Origin of the sequence: Nonomuraea sp. NPDC050022, from assembly GCF_044460705.1 — a bacterium.
Taxonomy (GTDB): domain Bacteria; phylum Actinomycetota; class Actinomycetes; order Streptosporangiales; family Streptosporangiaceae; genus Nonomuraea.
The window spans coordinates 353,927-377,146 of sequence record NZ_JBITKE010000011.1 but is presented as its reverse complement, the minus strand read 5'-3'; the positions used below and the strand labels follow the sequence as shown (position 1 = coordinate 377,146).

The window sequence follows — 23,220 nt, the reverse complement described above, 5'->3', positions numbered from 1 at the left end:
CATCCGTTCTATGAGCAGACCTGCGGACAATCCAAGGAGCGAAGAGGACGACATCGTTCGGTTGAATTCCGTACGACAGACGTACCACACGAGGAAGGGCAGCTTCGAGGCGCTGAGCGGCGTCACGATCGGCTGCCGGAAACGGGCGCTCACCGCGGTCATCGGGCCGTCGCGGTCCGGCAAGAGCACGCTGCTGCGCTGCGCGTCAGGACTGGAGCGGCCGGCGTCAGGGTCGGTGCTCCTCGACGGCGAGGAGCTGACCGACCTCGACGACGCGTCGCTGACCAGGCTGCGGCGTGACCGGCTCGGTTTCGTCTTCCAAGGGTCCAATCTGCTGCCCGCGCTCAACGTGGCGGAGAACATCGCGCTGCCCGGCTACCTGACCGGCCGGAGCGTCGACACCGTCCTGCTGGACCGGGTGATCGCCCAGATCGGCCTGACCGACCACCTGCACGACCTGCCGCACCGGCTGTCCTTCGCCGAGCAGCAGCGGGTGGCGGTGGCGCGGGCCCTGGTCGGCCGGGCGCCGGTGATCTTCGCCGACGAGCCCACCTGCGCGCAGGACAACGAGGGCGTCGGCCAGGTGCTCGGCCTGCTGCGCGAAGCGGCGCGGGCGGGACAGACGGTGGTGGTGGCCACGCACGACTCGCGGATCGCGGCCTACGCCGACCACGTCTTCTTCATGGCCGGCGGCCGGGTCGTGGAGGAGCTGGAGCTCCCGCCCGGCAAGGCGGCGGCGGAACGGATGGCCCACCTGGCGATGTGGGACCGGGGAGAGCCGTCCTGATGTGGCGCCTGGCCCTGCGCACACTGTCCCACCGCAGGGGCGCGTTCTCGGCGGTGCTCGCCACGGTCTTCGCCGCCACCGCCATCGTGGCGGCCTGCGCGGGGCTGATGGCGGCGGGGATCCAGGCCGCGTTCCCGCCCGAGCGGCTGGCCGGCGCCGCGGTGGTGGTCGCGGGCGACCCGTCCTACCGGCTGCCGGACGCCGACCCCCGCGACGACGACGCCGAATGGGCGAGCCTGTCCGAGACCGTACGCCTGAGTCGGTCCCTGCTGGAGACCGTGCGGGCGGTGCCCGGCGTCGCCGACGTCATCGGCGACGTCTCCATCCCCGTCACCATGCTCGGCGGGGCCGCGCCCCGGGCCACGGGGCACGAATGGACCTCGGCGGGGCTGCTGCCGTACGAGCTGCGGTCCGGCAGCGCGCCCGCGACGGCCGGAGACGTCGTGCTGGACGCGGCGCTCGCCGCGCGATCGGGCGGCCACGTGGGTGACAGGATCCAGGTCGTGGCCCGTGGCGCCGTCGCCACCTTCCGGGTGACCGGCGTGGTCGCCCCGGCGGCGGGACGTACCGCTACGGCGGCCGCGATGTTCTTCACGCCCTACGACGCGCGGTGGCTGTCCGGCCATCCGGACTCGGTGGACGCGATAGCCGTGATCCCCGTGCCAGGGACGGGCGAGCAGGCGCTCGCCGACCGGGTGCGCGCCACCCTGCGCGGCCAGTCCGCGGTGACGCTCACCGGGGACGACCGCGGGCTCGCCGAGTTCGCGCAGGCGCGCGCCGGCCGCGAGAACCTGATCACCATCGCCGGCCTGATCGGCGGCACGACGCTCCTGGTCGGCATGCTCGTCCTGGTCAGCACCATGAAACTCCTGGTCGAGCACCGGGCGCCGGAGCTGACGCTGCTGCAGGCGATGGGCACGCCGCCGCGCCGCGTCCGCCTGATGATGTTCGGTGAGGTGACGACGATCGCGGTGGTCGCCACGGCGGCGGGCACGGTGCTCGGTGGCCACCTCGGCGGTCAGTTGTTCGGGCACCTGGTGCGCGACGGAGTCGTACCGGCGGCGCTGCGGTTCGACCCGGGCTGGCTCCCGGCCGCGCTCGCGGCCGCGGTGTGCCTGTGCACCGGGCTGGCGGCCGCCTTCTTCCCGATCTGGCGGGCCGCGCGACCTCGCCCGGCCACGGCGCTCAGCTCGGTGCCGCAGGACCATGGGCTCGACCGGGCACGGGCGGCGCTCGCCCTGATCTGCCTCGGCGTGGTGGGCACGACGATCTGCTCGGCCATGGTGATGATCCGCTCGGCCGCGGTGAGCGTCGCCTGCCTCGCCGCGATCGTGGTGATCCTCGGCGTGGCCGTGGTGGCGTCCAGGATGACCAAGGCCATGAGCGGGCTGGTCGGCCGGGCCGTACGCGCCCGGCCCAGGACGATCGGCCGCCTCGCCCTGCTCAACAGCTGCGCCCGGCCGTTCGGCATGGCCACCGCGATCCTGCCCATCATGCTCGCGACCGGGATCAGCACCGCGAACATCTATCTGCAGATGACGCAGGCCGACCAGGTCCGGCAGGTCCGCCTGGAAGACCTGCGGGCCGACCACGTGATCACCGGCGGCCTCGGTCCCGGTCTGCTCGGCCGCGTCCGGTCCGTCCCAGGGGTCATGGCCGCGTCGGAGCTGGCGACCAGCAGCGGGTTCGTCGAGAGCCCGTACGACCCATCGCAGAGCGAGCACGGCTGGCCGCTCCTGGGCCTCACGGCGGACGGCGCGGCGGGGGTCACGGACATCTCCCTCACCGCGGGTACGCTCACCGGGCTGCGTGGCGACTCCGTCGCCCTCACCCGGCAGCACGCCCGCGAGCTCGGCAAGGGGATCGGCGACGCGATCACCCTGCGACTGGGAGACGGCGCCAAAGTGGACCTGAGGGTGGTCGCGCTGCTCGCGGACCGGCCCGGCGGCGAGATGATCCTCATGCCCGCCACGCTGCTCGCCGCCCACACGACCGCCGGCTCGCCGACCCAGATCCTGGTCCGGGCGGCGCCCGGCGGCGACCCGCGCAAACTGCGCGCCGACCTCGTCGAGGCGACGGGCCGCCTGCCCACGCTGCGGGTCAGTGACGGCATCGGGCCGTCCATGACCGCCGTTGAGCAGGGGCGGACCCGGGCCTGGATCAACTATCTGTTCACCGGAGTGATCATCATCTTCGCCGGCATCTCGGTGATCAGCGCCCAGGCGATGGGAGCCGGCTCGCGGCGCAGAGAGTTCCGTCTGCAGCGCCTGATCGGGTTCACCCGTGGCCAGATCCTGCGCATGGTGGGGATCGAGGCCGTGGTGGTCGCCATGGTCGGCGTCGTGCTCGGCACGGCGGCGGTCGCCCCCATCCTGATTCCGTTCGCCATGGCGGTCAACGGCTCACCGATGCCCCCGGGGCCGGCATGGGTCTATCTGGCCGTGATCTGCTCCGCCACGCTGTCCGCCCTGGTGGCGACGCTGTCTCCCGTGTGGGCGATCATCCGGCCGCGCACAGGGGAGCGTGAGGGGTCCCCTAGGGGTCGGGCGGTCATCCGCGCATAGGTAGCGTCCCATTCGACGCGATAAATAATTTGGAGGAATTGTTCATGCGTGTTCTGTTCACTCAACACGCGGCAAACGCGCACCTCTTTCTGATGGTCCCCATCGCCTGGGCGATGAAAGCCGCGGGCCACGAAGTAATCGTTGCCGGCCAGCCGGACATCGTCGACGCCATTACCCGGACCGGCTTGACCGCTTTATCGGTCGGCGGAAAGTCCGATGTGGCCGAGCGGCTGCTGGAAACACCGCTTGACCGGCAGATCTACGGCTCCGGATACGACATCGCGGAGGAGCGCCCCGAGGTGCTCACGTACGAGTACGTCCGCGACTGCCTGGACGCCTTCTGCTCCCCGATGGCCCTGGACTTCATCACTGACGAGTCCATGTACGCCGACCTGGTCGCCTTCTGCCGGAGCTGGCAGCCCGACCTGGTGGTCTGGGATTCCATCACCTTTCCGGGCCCCGTGGCCGCCCGGGCCTGCGGCGCGGCGCAGGTACGGACGACCTTCGGCCGCGATCACTGGGCGCGGATGCGCTCGTTGTTCCTCCGGCTGCGCGCGGAGCGACCGGACGATCCGCGTGAGGACCCCGTGGTCGAGTGGATCACGGCGAAGCTGGCCGCGTACGGCTGCGACTTCGACGAGGAGGTGATCCTCGGCCAGGCCACGGTCGACTCCATGCCGGCCTGGCTGCGCTTCCCCGGCGAGGACGACCACCTGCGCGTCCGTTTCATCCCCTACAACGGCCCCTCGACCATCCCGGCCTGGCTCCGGGAGCCGCCGTCCCGGCGGCGCGTCTGCTTCACCCTAGGGGTGTCCGGCAGGGAGGTCTGGGGTGGGCGCGGCAGCGTCGGGGCCGCCGAGCTGTTCGAGGCCGTGGCCGACCTGGACGTCGAGGTGGTCGCGACCCTGAAGGAGAACCAGCTGGACGGCGCGAAGGTCCCGCCGAACGTCCGCATCGTGGACTTCGTCCCGCTCAACTCCCTGCTGCCCGGCTGCTCGGCCATCGTCCACCATGGCGGCACGGGGACCACCTGCACGGCCATCACCCAGGGTGTGCCCCAGCTCATCGTCCCCGCCCAGCTCTACGACGAGACGGGCATGGCCCTTCAGATCGCCCAGCAGGGAGCGGGCCTGGTCATCGAGCCCGAGCAGCTCTCGGCGCGGACGCTGCGCGACGGGCTGGTGCGGCTGCTGGATGACGAGGGGTTCCGGCGGAACGCGGTCCGGATCCAGCAGGACATGGCGAAGACGCCGACCCCCGCCGACGGCGTACGTGATCTAGAAGAGCTGGTCGCCCGTCACCAGGCGGCTTCCCCGACCCGGAGATGAGCCGTGGACAACGAGACCAGGCTGCTGGAATACCTCAGGCGGGCCACCGCCGACCTGCGGGAGACCCGCCGCCGGCTGCGGCAGGCCGAGGACAGGGACGCCGAGCCCATCGCGATCGTCGGGATGAGCTGCCGCTTCCCCGGCGACGCCGGCACGCCCGAGGAGTTGTGGCGGCTGCTGGTCGCCGGGACCGACGCGATCTCGCCGTTCCCCTCCGACCGGGGTTGGGACGTCGACCTCTATGACCCGGATCCGGACAGTCCCGGCAAGAGCCTGACGAATTCCGGCGGATTCCTGCACGACGCCGCTCAGTTCGACCCGCACTTCTTCGGGATCAGCCCGCGCGAGGCGCTGGCGATGGATCCGCAGCAGCGGCTGCTGCTGGAGACCGCGTGGGAGGCCTTCGAAGGCGCGGGCATCGATCCGGCCTCCGCGCGGGGCAGCGCCACGGGCGTCTTCGCCGGAGTCATCTACCACGACTACGGCTCCAGGGTCCGCGCCGTGCCCGCCGACCTCGGCGGCTACATCGGCAACGGCAGCGACGGCAGCATCGCCTCCGGCCGGGTCTCCTACCTGATGGGCCTGGAAGGCCCGGCGATCACGGTGGACACGGCGTGCTCGTCCTCCCTGGTGGCGCTGCACCTCGCGGCCCAGGCCCTGCGCCAGGACGAGTGCGCCATGGCACTGGCCGGCGGGGTCACGGTGATGTCTACCCCGAGCACGTTCGTGGAGTTCAGCAGGCAGCGCGGGCTGTCGCCGGACGGCCGGTGCAAGGCGTTCTCGGCGGCCGCCGACGGGACGGGCTGGGGTGAGGGCGCGGGCATGCTCCTGCTGGAGCGCCTGTCGGACGCCACCCGCAACGGTCACCAGGTGCTGGCCGTGATCCGCGGCAGCGCGATCAACCAGGACGGCGCCAGCAGCGGGCTGACCGTGCCCAACGGCCCGTCCCAGCAGCGGGTGATCGCCCGGGCGCTGGCCGCCGCGGGCCTGACGCCCGCCGAGGTCGACGTGGTCGAGGCGCACGGCACCGGTACGACGCTGGGCGACCCCATCGAGGCGCGCGCCCTGTTCGCCGCCTACGGCCAGGGCCGCCCGCAGGACAGACCCCTCTACCTGGGCTCGATCAAGTCGAACATCGGCCACACCCAGGCCGCCGCCGGCGTGGCCGGGGTGATCAAGATGGTGCTCGCGATGCGGCACGGCACCCTGCCCAAGACCCTGTACGCCGAGGAGCCCTCGCCGAACGTGGACTGGTCGTCCGGCAGCATCGCCCTGCTGACCGAGAACGTCCCCTGGGACACGGTGGAGGACACCCCGCGCCGCGCGGCCATCTCCTCGTTCGGCGTCAGCGGCACCAACGCGCACGTCATCATCGAGGAACACCCGCACGCCGAGACCCCCCGCGAGCAGACGGCCTGCCCGGTGGTGCCCTGGATGGTCACGGCCAAGAGCGAGCAGGCGCTGCGGGCCCAGGCCGGGCGACTGGCCGCCCGCGTCGAGCAGGACCCCGGGCTGCCGCCGGTCGACGTCGGCCACTCCCTGGTCAGCTCGCGCGCCGCCCTCCCGTACCGCGCGGCGGTGATCGGCGACGACCGTGACACCCTCCTGGCGGGCCTGCGCGCCGTCGCGGACGCGGTCCCCGCCCCGAACGTCGTGTACGGCACGGCGACCGCCTCGCCCCGGGTGGCCTTCGTCTTCCCCGGCCAGGCCGTCCTGTCGAAGGACATGATCCTCGGGCTGCTCGACGCCGCGCCGCCGTTCGCCGCCCGCATGGCGGAGTGCGCGGACGCGCTCGAGAAGTTCGTGGACTGGAAGCTGATGGACGTCCTGCGCGGCGAGTCGCCCGCGTGGCCACTCGACCGGATGGACGTGATCCAGCCCGCGGCCTGGGCGGTCATGGTCTCGCTGGCGCGCCTGTGGCGCTCCTACGGTGTCGAGCCCGAGGCCGTCGTGGGGCACTCCCAGGGCGAGATCGCCGCCGCGTGCGTGGCGGGAGCGCTGTCCCTCGAAGACGCGGCCAAGGTGGTGGCCCTCCGCAGCCGGGCCATCACCGAGGACCTGTCCGGCCGCGGCGGCATGCTGGCCGTCTCGCTGCCGCCCGCCGAGGCGCTCGACCGGCTCGCCCCGTGGGCGGAGCGCCTGTCGATAGCGGCGGTGAACAGCCCGACCGCGGTCGTGGTCGCCGGCGACTCGGCGGCACTGAACGAACTGCTCGACCTCCTGAAGGCCGAGAACGTCAGAGCCAAGATGATCCCGGTCGACTACCCCTCGCACACGGCCTACGCCGAGCCGCTGCGCGACCGGCTGCTGGCCGACCTGGCCGGGATCGTCCCCTGGACGGCCGAGGTGGCGTTCTGCTCCACGGTGACCGGCGAGCCGCTCGACACCGCCGAGCTCGACGCCGCCTACTGGTACACCAACCTGCGCCGCCCGGTGCGCTTCGAGCAGGCGGTCCAGAGCCTGGTCCAGCAGGGCTACGGAATGTTCGTCGAGGTCAGCCCGCACCCGACGCTGACCGCCGCGGTCCAGGAGACGGCCGAGGCCGCGGGCGCCGGCGTGGTGGCCATCGGCTCGCTGCGCCGCGACGAGGACGCGGCGGCCAGGTTCGTCACCTCGGTCGCGGAGTCCTGCGCGCACGGCGCGCCGGTCGACTGGACGCCGCTGTTCGCCTCGGCCGACGCCCGCAGGGTGGACCTGCCCACGTACGCCTTCCAGCGCGAACGCTACTGGCTGGAGGCCGGCGACTCGGCCGACGTCGAGCAGGCGGGCCTGACCGCGGCCGACCACCCCTTCCTCGGCGGGGCGCTGTCCCTGGCCGACTCCGACGAGGTCGTCCTCACCGGCCGGCTGTCGCTGCGCTCGCACCCCTGGCTGGCCGGCCACACGGTGTCCGGCACGGTCCTGTTCCCCGGTGCGGCCTTCGCCGAGCTGGCCGTCAGCGCGGGCCGCCAGGTCGGCTGCGCCCTGCTGGAGGAGCTGGTCCTGGAGGCGCCGCTGCCGCTGCCCGCGCAGGCCGCCGTGGTGGTGCAGGTACGGATCGACGCGCCGGACGAGACCGGGCGACGGCCGCTGACGCTGCACGCGCGCCCCGAGGACGACACGGACTGGACCCGGCACGCGACCGGCGTCGTGTCGGCCGCCCGTCCCGCCGCGGACTTCGACCTGTCCGCCTGGCCGCCGCCGGGCGCCGAGGCCGTCGACGTGACCGATGTCTACGACCGCCTCGCCGAGCGCGGTCTGGACTACGACGGGCCGTTCCGCGGGCTCCAGGCCGCGTGGCGGCTCGGGGACGAGGTGTTCGCCGAGGTCACCCTGCCACAGCGGGAGACGGGGGGCTTCGGCCTGCATCCCGCGCTGCTCGACGCCGCGTTGCACGCGGAGTCGCTGCTGGACGGCGCCGCCGCAGGGGTGAGCCTGCCGTTCACCTGGTCCGGTTTGTCGCTGTACGCGGAGGGCGCGTCCACGTTGCGGGTCCGCCTGACCCCGTCGGGTCCGGACGAGATCTCGCTGCGGCTGGCGGACCCCTCGGGAGCCCCGGTGGCCGCCGTGGAGTCGCTGCTGTCCCGGCCGCTCGCGTCGTCGGCGCCGGATCCGCGCCGCGAGTCGCTGTTCCGCGTCAGCTGGATCGCCTCGCCGTACACCGGCGACCCGACGCCGACGCCCTCGCCGAGCCGCTGCGCCGTGGTCGACGCGAGCGGGCTGGGTTCTGGGCTCGCCGCTGCCCTGGGCGCCCCCGTCTATCCCGATCTGGCCTCCTTGCCGTCGGCTCCCGAGCTGGTGTTCGTCACCTTCTCGGGCGGCGGAGACGTGCGGGCGGCGATCCATCGGGCCCTGGCCACCGTACGGTCCTGGCTGGCCGACGACCGGTTCGAGGAGTCCACGTTCGCCCTGGTCACCAGGGGAGCGGTCGCCCTGGACGGCGAGGACGTGACCGACCTGGCCGCCGCCGCGGTGCTCGGCCTGATGCGGTCCGCGCAGTCGGAGCACCCCGGCCGGTTCGTGACGCTGGATCTCGACGACTCCGAGGTGCCGGTGCCCGCCGTGCTCGCCGCCCTCTCCGAGCCGCGGCTGGCCGTACGCGGCGGAGCGGTATGGGTGCCCAGGCTGGCGCGGGCCACGACCGGCGAGGCGCTGCTGCCGCCCTTGGGCGGCGAGCCGTGGCGGCTCGAAGCCACCGGCACGGGCACGCTGGACGGCCTGGCGCTGGTCCCGTGCCCGGAGGCGGCCCGCCCGCTGGAACCGGGCGAGGTACGGCTGTCGATACGGGCGGCCGGGATGAACTTCCGCGACGTCGTCGTGGCACTGGGCATGGTCCCGGAGCGCGACGTCCCGATCGGCGGCGAGGTCGCCGGTGTGGTGCTGGAAGTGGGCTCGGCCGTGACCGATCTGGTGCCCGGTGATCGGGTGCTGGGGCTGCTCGATGGCGCGTACGGTCCCGTGGGAGTGACCGATCGGCGGTTGCTGGCTCCTATGCCCGCCGGTTGGTCGTTCGCGGAGGCGGCTTCGGTGCCGGCGGCGTTCCTGACGGCGTTCTACGGCCTGGTGGACGTGGCCGGTGTGCGGGCCGGTGATCGGGTGCTGGTGCACGCGGCCGCCGGTGGGGTCGGCATGGCCGCCGTACAGGTGGCGCGCTGGCTGGGCGCGGAGGTGTTCGGTACGGCGAGCCCCGGCAAGTGGGCGTCGTTGCCGCTGGATGAGGAGCATGTGGCCTCGTCGCGGACGCTGGAGTTCGCGGAGAAGTTCGGCCAGGTGGACGTGGTGCTCAACTCGCTGGCCGGGGAGTTCATCGACGCCTCGCTGGACATGTTGCCGATCGGTGGCCGGTTCGTGGAGATGGGCAAGACCGACATCCGGGACGCGGAGACGATCGCCCCCGGGGTCCGTTACACCGCCTTCGACCTGATCGACACGGGGCCGGAGCGTCTGGGCGAGATGCTGGCCGAGGTCCTGGGCCTGTTCGAGGAGGGCGTGTTCGAGCGGTCGCCCATCCAGGTGTGGGACGTGCGGCGGGCGCGGGAGGCGTTCCGGTTCATGTCGCAGGCCCGGCATGTCGGGAAGGTCGTACTGACGTTGCCGGTCCCGTTCGACCGGGACGGCACCGTGCTGGTGACCGGAGGCACCGGGATGATCGGCGGGCTGGTGGCCCGGCACCTTGTGGCTGAGCACGGCGTATGCGATCTGGTGCTCGTGGGCCGCAGAGGCATCGAGGCCCCCGGCGCGGAGGAACTGCGCGCCGAACTCGCGGCCTCGGGAGCGCGGGCCGAGATCGTGGCGTGCGACGTCGCCGACCGTACGGCGCTGGCCGGGCTCCTGGACCGCCTGCGCGCGGAACATCGGCTGTCCGCCGTGGTGCACGCGGCCGGGGCGCTGGATGACGGAATGGTGGAGTCGCTCACGGCCGAGCAGGTCGACGCGGTGGTGGGCGCCAAGGCCGAGGCGGCCTGGCAGCTGCACCAGCTGACCGAGGGTCTGGATCTGTCGGCGTTCGTGCTGTTCTCCTCGGCGGCGGGCGTGCTGGGTGAGGCCGGGCAGGGCAACTACGCGGCGGCGAACGCGTTCCTGGACGCGCTGGCGGCCCACCGGCGGGCGCACGGTCTCGCCGCGATGTCGCTGGCCTGGGGCTTCTGGGAGCAACGCAGCGGCATGACCGCGCACCTCGACGACACCGCCATGAGTGGCATGGCACGGTCCGGCTTCGTCCAGATCCCCTCCGCCGACGGATTGGCGTTGTTCGACGCGGCGCGGACCGTGGACGAGCCCGTGCTGCTGCCGATCCGGCTGGACCTCGCCGCGCTGCGGTCGAGCGCCACCCCGCCGCCGGCGCTGCTGCGCGGCCTGGTCCGCGACCAGACCCGCACCCACGTACGGCGGGCCGCCCAGCCCGGCGTCACGACACTGAAACACCGGCTCGACGGCCTGCCCGAGGAGGAACGCAAGGCCGAGCTCGTGCGGCTCGTCCGCGCCGAGGCGGCCGGCGTGCTCGGGCACCCGAGCCCCGACTCGGTGCTACCCGACCGGGCCTTCAAGGAGCTGGGTTTCGACTCGCTGACCGGCGTCGAGCTGCGCAACCGGCTCAGCGCCGCCACCGGCCTGCGCCTGCCCAGCACCCTGGTCTTCGACCACCCCACGCCGAACGCCCTCGCGGACCGGGTGGGAGAGGCGTTCCGCCCGGCCGCCCAGGACTCCGCCGCCGTACTCGCCGAGGTCGACCGGCTGGAAGCCGCACTCACCACGGTGACGGCGACCGACGACCGGCCCGCGATCACCGCCCGGCTGCGGTCACTGGTCCGCAAATGGAACGACCTGCAAGGCGAGACGCCCGAGTCCGAACAGGACGGGTCCGAGCAGTACGAGTCGGCCACGGACGACGAGCTCTTCACAATCCTCGACAACGCGCTTGGCTCCTCGCGACGGAGGTCTGAGTCTGATGGCGAATGACGGCAAGCTCCGCGAATACCTGAGGCTGGCGACCGCCGAACTCCAGACGGTCCATCGCCGGATGGACGAGATGGAGGCCCGGCGGCACGAGCCCATCGCGATCGTGGCCATGAGCTGCCGCCTGCCCGGCGGAGTGAACGACCCCGAACAGCTCTGGCGCCTGGTCGCCGAAGGCCGGGACGCGATGTCGGAGTTCCCCGCCGACCGCAGCTGGGACCTGGAGCGGCTCTACGACCCCGATCCCGAGCGCGCCGGTACGTGCTACGTCCGCACGGGCGGCTTCCTGACGGACGCGGGTGACTTCGACGCGGGCTTCTTCGGGATGAGCCCGCGAGAGGCGCTGGCCACGGATCCGCAGCAGCGGCTCCTGCTGGAGACCTCATGGGAACTGCTCGAACAGGCCGGCCTCGACCCGGCGGCGCTGCGGGGCAGCGAGACGGGCGTCTTCGTCGGCGCCGCCTCCACCGGCTACGGCGTCGGCCCGGCCGGATTCCCCGACGGGGTCGAGGGCCATCTGCTGACCGGCGGCTCCACGGCCGTGATGTCCGGCCGCATCGCATACGTCCTCGGTCTGGAGGGTCCGGCCGTCACCTTGGACACGGCGTGCTCGTCGTCCCTGGTCGCGCTGCATCTGGCCTGTGAGTCGCTGCGCAGGGGCGAGTGCGCCCTGGCCATCAGCGGCGGCGCCACCATCATCTTCACGCCGGAGATCTTCGTGGAGTTCAGCCGGCAGCGGGGTCTGGCGCGGGATGGGCGGTGCAAGGCGTTCGCGGAGGCGGCGGATGGTACGGCGTTCGCCGAGGGTGTGGGTCTGTTGCTGCTGGAGCGGTTGTCGGACGCGCGTCGCAACGGCCATCAGGTGATGGCGGTCGTGCGGGGGAGTGCGGTCAATCAGGACGGCGCCAGCAACGGGCTCACCGCGCCGAACGGGCCGTCCCAGCAGCGGGTGATCCGCCAGGCGCTGGTCGACGCCGAGCTGTCTCCCGCCGACGTGGACGCCGTGGAAGCCCATGGCACCGGTACGACCCTGGGCGATCCGATCGAGGCGCAGGCGCTGCTGGCCACGTACGGCAAGGACCGTCCGGAGGATCGGCCGCTGTGGCTGGGCACGGTCAAGTCCAACATCGGGCACACCCAGGCCGCCGCCGGCGTCGCCGGTGTGATCAAGATGGTCATGGCGATGCGGCACGGCGTACTGCCCAGGACCCTGCACGTCGACACCCCGTCCTCGCACGTGGACTGGTCGGCCGGGAACGTCCGGCTGCTGACCGAGCCGATCCCCTGGTCCGGCGGCGAGCGCGCGCGCCGGGCGGGCGTGTCGTCGTTCGGCATCAGCGGGACCAACGCCCATGTCGTCCTGGAAGCGGTCGAGGCGTCGGACGAAGAGCCGGTGGCGCCGGCGGCTCTGCCGGCCCTGCCGCTGCCGATCTCCGGGAGGAGCGCGGCCGGGTTGCGCGCTCAGGCGGAGCGGCTGAGGTCCTACCTGGAGGAGCGGGAAGACGCTGCTCTGCCGGACGTGGCCTACTCGCTGGCGACGGCGCGGGCGGCTCTGGAGCATCGTGCCGTGGTGACCGCGTCGGATCGCGCCGGGCTGCTGGCGGGTCTGTCGCAGGTGGCCGACGGCGTGGTGAGCGGCGGGAAGCTGGCGTTCCTGTTCACCGGACAGGGGAGTCAGCGCGTGGGGATGGGGCGCGAGCTGGTGGCGGCCTATCCGGTGTTCGCCGAGCACCTGGCTGCGGTGTGCGCGCGGCTGGACCCGCTGCTGGAGCGTCCGCTGACGGAGGTGATGTGGGAGCGGCCGGAGCTGCTGGACCAGACGGGGTACACCCAGGCCGCCTTGTTCGCGGTGGAGGTGGCGCTCTATCGGCTGGTGGAGTCGTGGGGCGTCCTTCCCGACTTCCTGCTCGGGCACTCGATCGGAGAGGTGGCGGCCGCGCACGCGGCGGGAGTGCTGTCGCTGGACGACGCGTGCGCGCTCGTGGCGGCCCGGGGCAGGCTGATGCAGGCGTTGCCGACCGGCGGGGCGATGGTCGCGGTCCAGGCCGGAGAAGAGGAGACCAGGCGGATCCTCGCCGAGGTTGGCGAAGAGGACGCCGGGCGTGTCCTCGCGGGCGTCGGGAACGCGGACGCCGGGCAGGTTCTCTCAGACACCGGTGGAGTGGTGATCGCGGCGATCAACGGGCCCGCCTCGGTGGTCCTGTCCGGTGACGAGGAGGCGGTACTGCGGGTCGCGGGCCGCTTCGCCAAGTCCCGCCGGTTGCCGGTCAGTCACGCCTTCCACTCACCCCGGATGGAGCCGATGCTGGCCGCCTTCCGCGAGGTGGCCGAGGGCCTGTCGTACGGGAGCGCGTCGGTCCCGGTCGTGTCGAACGTGACCGGTGCGCCGGTGCGGGAGTTCACGGCCGAGTACTGGGTGCGCCATGTCCGCGAAGCGGTGCGGTTCGCCGACGGCGTCGCCTTTCTCCATGGCCAGGACGTACGGACCTTCGTCGAGCTTGGCCCCGACGGGGTGCTGTCGGGGATGGGGCAGGAGTGCGTGCCCGAGCCCCAGGACGGGCGCGGCCCGGTGTTCGTACCGGCGCTGCGTCGCGGCCGGGACGAGGCCGAGCAGGTGGTGACGGCGGTCGGGCAGGCGCACGCCGGTGGCGCGGCGGTGGACTGGGAACGGTTCTTCGCCGGGACCGGCGCCCGCCGGGTGGACCTGCCCACATACGCCTTCCAGCACCGGCGCTACTGGCTGAACGCCGCGCAGTCGAGCGGTGACCCCTCGTCCATCGGGCTGGACGCCCCGGACCATCCGCTGCTGGGCGCCGGGGTCGAGCTGCCCGACTCGGGCGGATTCCTGTTCACCGCCCGGCTCTCCCTCGCCTCGCACCCCTGGCTCGCCGATCACGTGGTCGGCGAGGCGGCCGTGTTCCCCGGCACCGGCCTGGTGGAACTCGCCATCAGGGCGGCCGACCAGGTCGGCTGCGGGAAGGTCGAGGAGCTGACCTTGGAGCGGCCGCTGCTCGTTCCGGGGCACGGGGGCGTCCGGCTGCAGATCGTCGTAAGCGATCCGGACGACTCGGGCACCCGGACGATCACGATGTACTCACAGACCGACGACGCCCCATGGGACAGACACGCCACCGGCGCCCTCGCCCCGAACTCCTCGGGCTCCCCGGTCAGCGCGTTTGAGGCGAGTTCGTGGCCGCCGGCCGATGCCCAGCAGGTCGAGGTGGATGGACTCTACGAGCGGCTCGCCGATCTGGGGCTTCCCTACGGTCCGACCTTCCGTGGGCTGCGGACCGCCTGGATCCGTGGCGAGGAGGTCTTCGCCGAGATCGAGCTGCCCGAGCACGCGGCGGCGGACGCGGCCCGTTTCGGTCTGCATCCCGCACTCCTCGACGCCGCGCTGCACGCCTTCGGGTTCAGTCCCGCCTCGGCCGAGCACACCGCGTTGCCGTTCACGTGGGCCGACGTGGAACTGCACGCCGCCGGGGCGTCCAGCCTGCGCGTACGGGTGACCCCGATGGGAGAGGACTCCTTCCGCCTGGAGGCGGCCGACCCGCTCGGTCAGCCGGTGGTGTCGATCGGCTCGCTGGTCCTGCGCCAGATCACCCTCGACACGCTCTCCGGTCCACGACCCGGCGCGGAACGCGCGCTGTACCGCCTCGACTGGACGCCGATCCCGGCCGAGCCGGTGTCCCTGGCCCGGTGCTGGACCATCGGCGGCGGTGAGATCGCCGGTGCCGAGACATACGACGACCTGGCCGCGCTGCTCCGGGCTCTCGACTCGGGAGAGGACCCACCCGAGCTCGTCATCGTGAACCCCACCGTCACGGACCGGCCCGTCACCACCAGCGACGCGACCGGCGATGCCACGGCCGACGCGACCACCCACGCGACCACCCACGCGACCGCCGACGCGGTCCGCTTGGCGGTCCACCGTGCGCTCGACCTGGTTCGGACCTGGATCGCCGACCCGCGCCTCGCCGAGTCGCGGCTCCTCTTCGTCACCAGGAAGGCGATCGCCCCCGACAGCGGGCGCGACCTCCCAGGCGCCGCGGTGTGGGGCCTGGTCCGATCCGCGCAGGCCGAGAACCCCGGCCAGTTCGTCCTCCTGGACCTCGACGACCGCGACGACCGCGACGACCGCAATGATCGCGACGACCGCAATGATCGCGACGGCCGCGACGGCATCGGCGACCACGCCGTCTCCACCAGCCTGATTGCCGCCGCCGCCCACAGCGGCGAGCCGCAGCTCGTCCTGCGAGAGGGCACCCTGCTCGCGGCCCGGCTCACCCCCGCGCCCGACCCCGGCCTCACACCGCCGTCCGATGGCGCCGCCTGGCGGCTGGACAGCCGGGCCAAGGGCACGCTGGACGGTCTGGCCTTCGTCGACGCGCCCGAGGCCGTCGCGCCCCTGCGGCCGGGCGAGATCCGGATCGCCGTACGCGCGGCCGGCATGAACTTCCGCGACGTGCTCAACGCCCTCGGCATGTACCCGGGCGAGAGCGGTGCGATGGGGCTGGAGGGCGCCGGCGTGGTCGTCGAGGTCGGCTCCGGCGTCACCGGGTTCGCTCCCGGAGACAAAGTGTTCGGGCTGTTCGACGGCGGTGCGTTCGGCCCGCTGATGGTCACGGATCACCGGCAGGTGGCGCCGATGCCCGCCGGTTGGTCGTTCGCGGAGGCGGCGTCGGTGCCGGTGGCGTTCCTGACCGCCTACTACGGCCTGGTCGATCTGGCCGGCCTGCAAGCAGGGGACCGGGTGCTGGTGCACGCGGCCGCCGGTGGGGTCGGCATGGCGGCGGTGCGGCTCGCCCGCTGGCTGGGCGCGGAGGTGTTCGGTACGGCCAGTCCTGGCAAGTGGGCGGCGACGACCCTCGACGACGCGCATGTGGCTTCGTCGCGGACGTTGGAGTTCGCGCAGAAGTTCGGCCAGGTCGATGTGGTGCTCAACTCGCTGGCCGGTGAGTTCATCGACGCCTCCCTGGGCATGCTGTCAGCGGGTGGCCGGTTCGTGGAGATGGGCAAGACCGACATCCGGGACACGGAGCCGATCGCTCCCGGCGTCCGCTACACGCCGTTCGACCTCGTCGAGGCCGGTCCCGAGCGGATCGGTCAGATGCTGCGCGAGATTCTGCGCCTGTTCGAGCAGGGCGAGATCAAGCCGCTCCCCATGAGGGCCTGGGACCTCCGGAGCGCCCCCGAGGCGTTCCGGTACATGTCGCAGGCCCGGCATATCGGGAAGGTCGTACTGACGGTCCCGGCGCCCCTCGACCCTGAGGGGACCGTGCTGGTGACCGGCGGCACCGGCGCGCTCGGCAGGCTCGTCGCCCGCCATCTCGTCGCCCGGCACGGCGTACGCGATCTGCTGCTCACCAGCCGTCGCGGCGCCGCCGTCGAGGGTGCCGAGAAGCTCCGCGCCGAGCTCGCGGAGCTCGGCGCGCGGGTCGAGATCGCGGCCTGTGACGTCGCCGACCGCGACGCGCTCGCCGAGCTGCTCGCGGGCCGTCCGCTCACGGCCGTGGTGCACGCCGCGGGCGTCCTGGACGACGGACCGATCACCGCGCTCTCCCCCGAGCGGATGGACGGTGTGCTGCGGCCCAAGGCGGACGCGGCGCTCAACCTGCACGAGCTGACGCACGACCTCGACCTGTCGGCCTTCGTCATGTTCTCCTCGGCCGCCGGGACGATGGGCAGCGCGGGGCAGGGCAACTACGCGGCCGCCAACGCGTTCCTGGACGCGCTGGCCCACCGGCGGCGGGTGCGGGGGCTCCCGGCAACCTCGCTGGCCTGGGGCCCGTGGACCGGCGGCGGAGGCATGCTCGACACGCTCGCCGAGGCGGAGGTCGCCCGGATGGCCCGCGAGGGCATCGTCCCGTTCACCCCGGAGACGGGCCTGGCGCTGTTCGACACCGCCCTGCTCCGGGCCGAGGCGGCCCTGGTTCCGATTCACCTGGACGTCAAGGCGCTGGGCGCGCGCGGCGACTCACTGCCGCCGCTGCTCAGCGAGCTGGTACGAGCCCGCCCGCGCCGCGCCGCCTCCGCCGACCGCGGCTCCGGCGCCGGTCTGCAGGCCAGACTGGCCGGGCTTCCGGAACCGGAGCGGCGGCGGATCCTGCTCGACCTGGTGCTCGACCAGGTCACCGCCGTGCTCGGGCACGCCTCCGCCGAAGAGGTGGACCCGCACCGGCCGTTCGACGAGCTGGGGTTCGACTCGCTGACCGCGGTAGAGCTGCGCAACCGGCTGAACACCGCCGTCGATCGGCGGCTGCCGTCGACGCTGGCGTTCGACCACGCCTCGCCGATCGCGCTGGCCGAATACCTGCTCACGGAGATCGCGCCCGACGACCGGCCCACGGGCGAGCGGGCGCTGGAGGAACTCGACCGGCTGGGACGCCTGCTCGGCGCGCTCACGCCCGACGAGGAGACACGGTCGACGGTCACCGCCCGGCTGCGCGGACTGCTGGCGCAATGGCGCGGCGAACAGGCGGACACCGGCCAGACCGTGGAGTCGGCGAGCGCCGACGAGCTGTTCGCGTTGATCGACAAGGGGCTCTGAAACTTCCGGAAGGTGACGTGACGTGGCGGACGAGCAGAAGCTCCTCGACTACCTCCGGCGGGTGACCGCCGATCTCCAGCAGGCCAGGGAACGGCTGCGCGAGGCCGAGGCCCGCGAACACGAGCCGATCGCGGTGGTCGCCATGAGCTGCCGGTTCCCCGGGGACGTGCACGACCCCGAGGGGCTCTGGCAACTCGTGGCGGACGGCCGCGACGGTGTGTCACTGTTCCCGGACGACCGGGGCTGGCAGCTGTCCACCCTGTACGACCCGGACCTGACTCGTCCGGGCACCACGTACACGCGCGAGGGCGGGTTCCTGCACGACGCCGCCGACTTCGACGCCGGATTCTTCGGCATCTCACCTCGGGAGGCGCTGGCCGCCGACCCGCAGCAGCGCCTGATGCTGGAGGTGGCGCTGGAGGCGTTCGAGCGAGGCGGCATCGACCCGCGCTCGCTGAAGGGCAGCCAGGTGGGCGTCTTCGTCGGCGCCTTCGCCGACGGGTACGGAGGCAGCCTCGGCGCACCCGCCGAAGGAGCGGAGGGCCACCTGCTGACGGGCAACTCCACCGCGGTGATCTCGGGCCGGATCTCGTACGTGTTCGGGCTCAAGGGACCCGCGGCCACCATCGACACGGCCTGCTCATCGTCGCTGGTGGCGCTGCACTGGGCGTGCGAGTCGCTGCGCAGCGGAGAGAGCACGCTCGCGCTGGCCGGCGGGGTGACCGTCATGCCCACCCCCGACATCTTCGTGGAGTTCAGCCGCCAGCGCGCCCTGGCGCCCGACGGGCGGTGCAAGGCGTTCTCCGACGACGCCGACGGCACCGGCTGGGGCGAGGGCGCCGGTCTGTTGCTGCTGGAGCGGTTGTCCGACGCGCGCCGCAACGGTCATCCGGTGCTCGCGGTCGTCCGCGGCTCCGCGATCAACCAAGACGGCGCCAGCAACGGCCTGTCCGCCCCGAACGGGGTGTCCCAGCGGCGGGTCATCCGCCGCGCGCTGGCCGACGCCGGAGTCGCAGCGGCCGACGTGGACCTCGTCGAGGCGCATGGCACCGGTACCACGCTGGGCGATCCCATCGAGGCGCAGGCGTTGCTGGCCACCTACGGCGCCGACCGCCCGGCCGACCGGCCGCTCTGGCTGGGGTCGATCAAGTCCAACATCGGCCACACCCAGTCCGCAGCCGGGGTCGCCGGGGTGATCAAGGCGGTGCTGGCCATGCGGGCGGGCCTGCTGCCTAAGACGTTGCACGTGTCCGAGCCCTCGTCCCACGTGGACTGGTCCGCCGGGAACGTCCGGCTGCTGACCGAAGCCGTCGACTGGCCGGACAGCGGCGGGCCTCGGCGCGCCGGGGTGTCCGCGTTCGGCGTCAGCGGCACGAACGCGCATGTGATCCTCGAACAGGCCCCAACAGACGACCCCGCGCCGACCAACCCCGCGCCGACCGACCTCGCCTCGACTGACGCCGCCCCGGCCGCCCTCGCATCTCCAGCGGACGCGACGGCGACAACGGGTGCGGTCGCGTGGACGGTGTCGGCCAAGAGCGCGGCCGCCCTGCGTGCCCAGCTCGACCGGCTCGGCGCCCACGTGGCGCGCCCCCCCGGCCAGTCCGCCGCCGACATCGGCTTCTCCCTGGCCACCACCCGTACGGCCTACCGTCATCGCGCCGTCGCAGTGGGCCGGGACCGTGCGGAGCTGCTGGCCGCCGTCCGCGCCCTCGCCGCGGGCGAACAGGTCCCCGCCGGAGTAAGCGGGGTGGCCGGAGCACCGGGCAAGACGGTGTTCGTCTTCCCCGGCCAGGGTTCGCAGTGGACAGGCATGGCCACCGAACTGCTCGACGAGTCGCCGGCCTTCGCCGAGCACTTCGCCGCCTGCGAGCGCGCGCTCCAGCCGTTCGTGGACTGGTCGCCGGCCCGGGTGCTGCGCGGCGAGCCGGGCACGCCGCCGCTGGAGCGGGTGGACGTGGTCCAGCCGCTGCTCTGGGCGGTCATGGTGGCGCTGGCCGGGCTGTGGCGCTCGTACGGCGTGCGTCCCGACGCGGTGATCGGCCACTCCCAAGGCGAGATCGCCGCCGCCACGGTGGCGGGCGGCCTGTCGCTGGAGGACGGCGCCCGCGTGGTCGCCCTGCGCAGCCAGGCCATCGGCGCCGTGCTCGCGGGCCGTGGCGGCATGGCCTCCGTCGGGCTGCCGGTCGAAGAGCTGACCGAGCGCCTTGCCCGGCGACCGGATGAGTACTCACTGGCCGCGGTCAACGGCGCACGCTCGGCCGTGGTCTCCGGGGCACCTGGCGCGCTCGGCGACCTGGTCGCGGAGCTCACCGCCGAGGGGATCCGGGCCAAGCTGATCCCGGTTGACTACGCCTCACACTCGGCCCAGGTCGACGAGCTGCGCGAACGCCTGCTGCGCGACCTCGCGCCGATCACCCCGAAAACGGGCGACGTGCCGATGATGTCGACGGTGACCGGTGACTGGATCGACACCGCCGGGCTCGACGCCGCGTACTGGCACGCCAACCTGCGTCAGACCGTACGGTTCGACGCGGCCGTCCACGCGCTGGTCGGACAGGGTCACACGGTCTTCGTCGAGTCCAGCCCGCACCCGGTGCTCACCATGGGCATCCAGGAGACCCTCGACGCCCTCGGCCGGGACGCCGTGGTCATCGGCACGCTCCGCCGTGAGCAGGGCGGGCCGGTCCGCATGCTCACCTCGCTCGCCGAGCTGCACGTACGCGGCGTCGGCGTGGACTGGACCGCGCTCTACCCCGGCGCCCGCCGGGTGGACCTGCCGACCTACGCCTTCCAGCGGGAGCGCTACTGGCTGGAGTCCGCGCCCGCGATCACCTCGCCCGCCGATCCGCTCGACGGCCGGTTCTGGGAAGCGGTGGACCGAGGGGAGGTGCCGCGGTTCGCCGAGGTGGACCCGGCCGCCCTGGACGAGGTACTGCCCGCGTTGTCCGCGTGGCGCCGCCAGATGCGGCAGGCGGCGACGCTGGACTCCTGGCGCTATCAGGTGGCCTGGCGGCCGGTACGGGAGGCGGCCGACGCGACGCTGACCGGAGCCTGGATCGTCGCCCTGCCGGACACCGACGGCGTCGACGCCGCTTCGATCGTCAACGGGCTGGCCAAGGCGGGCACCCAGGTGGTGCCGATCCAGGTGCGGGACCACGACCGGGCCGCGCTCGGGCGTACCCTGCGCGACGCGCTCCCCGACGAGCCGGTCACCGGAGTGCTGTCCCTGCTGGCACTCGACGACCGCCCCCACCCGGCCCACCCCGTCCTGTCCCGTGGCTCGGTCATGACCGTCACGCTGGTGCAGGCGCTCGCGGACGCGGAGATCTCCGCGCCGCTGTGGGCGATCACCTCGGGCGCGGTGGCCGTGGAGCGCGCGGCCGAACTCCAGTCCCCCGCCCAGGCGGTGACGTGGGGCATCGGCACCGTCCTCGCGCTGGATCATCCCGACACCTGGGGCGGGCTGATCGACGTGCCCGCCGAACTGGACGAACGCGGCGTCGCCCGCCTCTGCGGCGCGCTGTCCGGGCTGGACGGCGAGGATCAACTGGCGGTACGGGCGGCGGGCGTCTTCGCCCGGCGGATGGAGCGCGCGCCGCTCGGCGAGGCGGCACCCGAGACCCCCTGGCGGCCGCACGGCACCGTGCTCATCACCGGCGGCACCGGCGGCGTCGGCGCGAACCTCGCCCGCCGCCTGGCGGCCCGCGGCGCCGATCACCTCGCGCTGATCAGCCGCCGTGGCCCGGCCGCCCCGGGCGTCGTCGAGCTGGAGGCCGAGCTGACGGCGCTCGGCGCCAAGGTCACCGTCACCGCCTGCGACGTCGGCGACCGCGACGGGCTGAGCCGCGTGCTCGACGCCCTGCCCGGCGGGCACCCGCTGACCGCGATCGTGCACGCGGCCGGGGTCGTGGGCGACGACGTGCCGCTTGCCGACAGCACGCTCGCGGAGTTCGCGGAGACGGTCGAAGGCAAGATCGCCGGAGCGCTGCTCCTCGACGAGCTGTCGGCCGGCCACCCGGTGGAGCGATTCGTGCTGTTCTCCTCGGGTTCGGCGGTGTGGGGCCAGGCGGGACAGGCCGCGTACGCGGGAGCCAACGCGTTCCTGGACGCGCTGGCCCACACGCGGCGCGCTCGCGGGCTCCCGGCCACCTCGGTCGCCTGGGGCGCCTGGGGCGGCGGCGGCATGGTGGACGAGGAGGTCGGCGCGCGCCTGCGCCGGCTCGGCGTCCGCGTCATGGAGCCCGACGCGGCGGTGAGCGCCCTGGAGCAGGTCCTCGACCACGACGAGTCGCACCGCGTGGTGGCCGACATCGACTGGACCCGCTTCGCCTCCGTGTACACCCTCGCCAGGCCGCGGCCGTTGCTCCGCGCGCTGCCCGACGTACAGGCGATCCTGGCCGCCGACGGCGACGCGGCCGGTCAGGACGCGCACGACCCGTCGTTCGCGGCGGAGCTGGCCGGGCTGCCGGCCGAGCAGCGGGTCGAGCGGCTGCGCGACCTGGTGCGGGCGCACGCCGCGCGGGCGCTGGGTCACTCCGGGGCCGACTCGATCGCCCCCGACCAGAACTTCCTGGAGGCCGGGTTCGACTCACTGACCTCGGTCGAGCTGCGCAACAGCCTCGCCGCGGCCACCGGCCTGCGCATGCCCGCCACCGTGGTCTTCGACCACCCCAGTCCCACCGCCCTGGCCCGGCACCTGTCGGAGGAGTTCGGCGGTACGCGGACCGGCGACCCGCACGCGGGCGACAGCCTCAGCGCGCTGTTCGGCGAGGCGGCCCGCACCGGCAAGACGCACGAGGGCCTGGCCGTGCTGCGGGCCGTGGCCGACCTGCGCCCCTCCTTCGGCTCGCCCGACGAGCTCGGTGAGATCCCGCCGCCGCTCAAGCTGGCGACCGGCCCCGCCGAGCCCGCGCTGTTCTGCTTCAGCACGCCCATGGCGCTGGGGGGAGCGGCCCAGTTCGCCCGGCTCGCGGCGAACTTCCAGGGGGTGCGCGACCTGCTCGCCCTGCCCGTCCTCGGCTTCGCCCCAGAGGAGAGTCTCCCTGGTACGGCCGACGCCGCGGTGCGGATGTGGGCGCACAGCGTGCTCAACGCGGCGGACGGCAAGCCCTTCGCCCTCCTCGGCTACTGCGCCGGCGGGATCTTCGCGCACGCCGCGGCCACCTATCTGGAGGGCATCGGCGTCCACCCGGCCGGGCTGATCCTGCTCGACACCTTCATGCCCGAGGACAAGGTGATCGACGACCTCGGGACGCAGATGGTCGAGGGCATGTTCGACAGGGAAGACGCGTTCGGGCCCTTCACCAACTCCCGCCTGTCGGCGATGGGCCGCTACTACAAGCTGTTCCGCGAATGCGAGCTCGGCGAGGTGGCGGCGCCCATCCTCTTCCTCCATCCGGACACGCCGCTGTCGCAGTCCCCCTCGGGGGACTGGCGCGCCACCTGGCACACCGAACACACCGAGCGGGAGGTGAAGGGCGACCACTTCACGATGCTGGAGGACCAGGCTCCGTCCATGGCGCACGCCATCGAAACCTGGCTCTCCTGACCGGG

At 73.2% G+C, this 23,220-nt stretch carries 6 protein-coding genes; all 6 read left to right on the top strand.

The genetic code is table 11. The features are described from left to right. Nucleotides 1-10 precede the first annotated feature (10 nt). The 6 genes from ACIBO2_RS42310 to ACIBO2_RS42285 are packed head-to-tail and all read left to right on the top strand — an operon-like array spanning nucleotide 11 to nucleotide 23,215. Nucleotides 11-787, top strand: coding sequence for an ATP-binding cassette domain-containing protein (locus ACIBO2_RS42310; RefSeq protein ID WP_358549883.1), 777 nt, complete (start codon nucleotides 11-13; stop codon nucleotides 785-787). After that, nucleotides 787-3,351, top strand: coding sequence for an ABC transporter permease (locus ACIBO2_RS42305; RefSeq protein WP_358549885.1), 2,565 nt, complete (start codon nucleotides 787-789; stop codon nucleotides 3,349-3,351). The genes ACIBO2_RS42310 and ACIBO2_RS42305 overlap by 1 nt, the downstream gene beginning before the upstream one ends. Before the next feature lie 44 nt (nucleotides 3,352-3,395). Next, complete coding sequence (locus ACIBO2_RS42300) at nucleotides 3,396-4,679, top strand: activator-dependent family glycosyltransferase (protein WP_358549887.1); 1,284 nt, start codon at nucleotides 3,396-3,398, stop codon at nucleotides 4,677-4,679. Nucleotides 4,680-4,682: 3 nt separating this feature from the next. After that, nucleotides 4,683-11,117: an SDR family NAD(P)-dependent oxidoreductase gene (locus ACIBO2_RS42295; RefSeq protein WP_397303990.1), complete on the top strand. Its 6,435-nt coding sequence runs from the start codon at nucleotides 4,683-4,685 to the stop codon at nucleotides 11,115-11,117. After that, on the top strand, nucleotides 11,107-17,664 hold the full coding sequence (locus ACIBO2_RS42290; protein WP_397303989.1) for an SDR family NAD(P)-dependent oxidoreductase: 6,558 nt from the start codon (nucleotides 11,107-11,109) through the stop codon (nucleotides 17,662-17,664). Before ACIBO2_RS42295 ends, ACIBO2_RS42290 begins: the two co-directional genes overlap by 11 nt. 22 nt (nucleotides 17,665-17,686) lie before the next feature. Then, nucleotides 17,687-23,215 carry a type I polyketide synthase gene (locus ACIBO2_RS42285; protein WP_397303988.1) on the top strand — a complete coding sequence of 1,843 codons (5,529 nt, stop codon included), beginning with the start codon at nucleotides 17,687-17,689 and terminating at the stop codon, nucleotides 23,213-23,215. Nucleotides 23,216-23,220 lie beyond the last annotated feature (5 nt).

What these genes read in the sequence shown, in the direction of transcription:
- ACIBO2_RS42305 (WP_358549885.1), top strand. Translation starts at nt 787, where the DNA reads ATGTGGCGCCTGGCCCTGCGCACACTGTCCCACCGCAGGGGCGCGTTC.
- ACIBO2_RS42300 (WP_358549887.1), top strand. Translation starts at nt 3,396, where the DNA reads ATGCGTGTTCTGTTCACTCAACACGCGGCAAACGCGCACCTCTTTCTG.
- ACIBO2_RS42290 (WP_397303989.1), top strand. Translation starts at nt 11,107, where the DNA reads ATGGCGAATGACGGCAAGCTCCGCGAATACCTGAGGCTGGCGACCGCC.
- ACIBO2_RS42310 (WP_358549883.1), top strand. Translation starts at nt 11, where the DNA reads ATGAGCAGACCTGCGGACAATCCAAGGAGCGAAGAGGACGACATCGTT.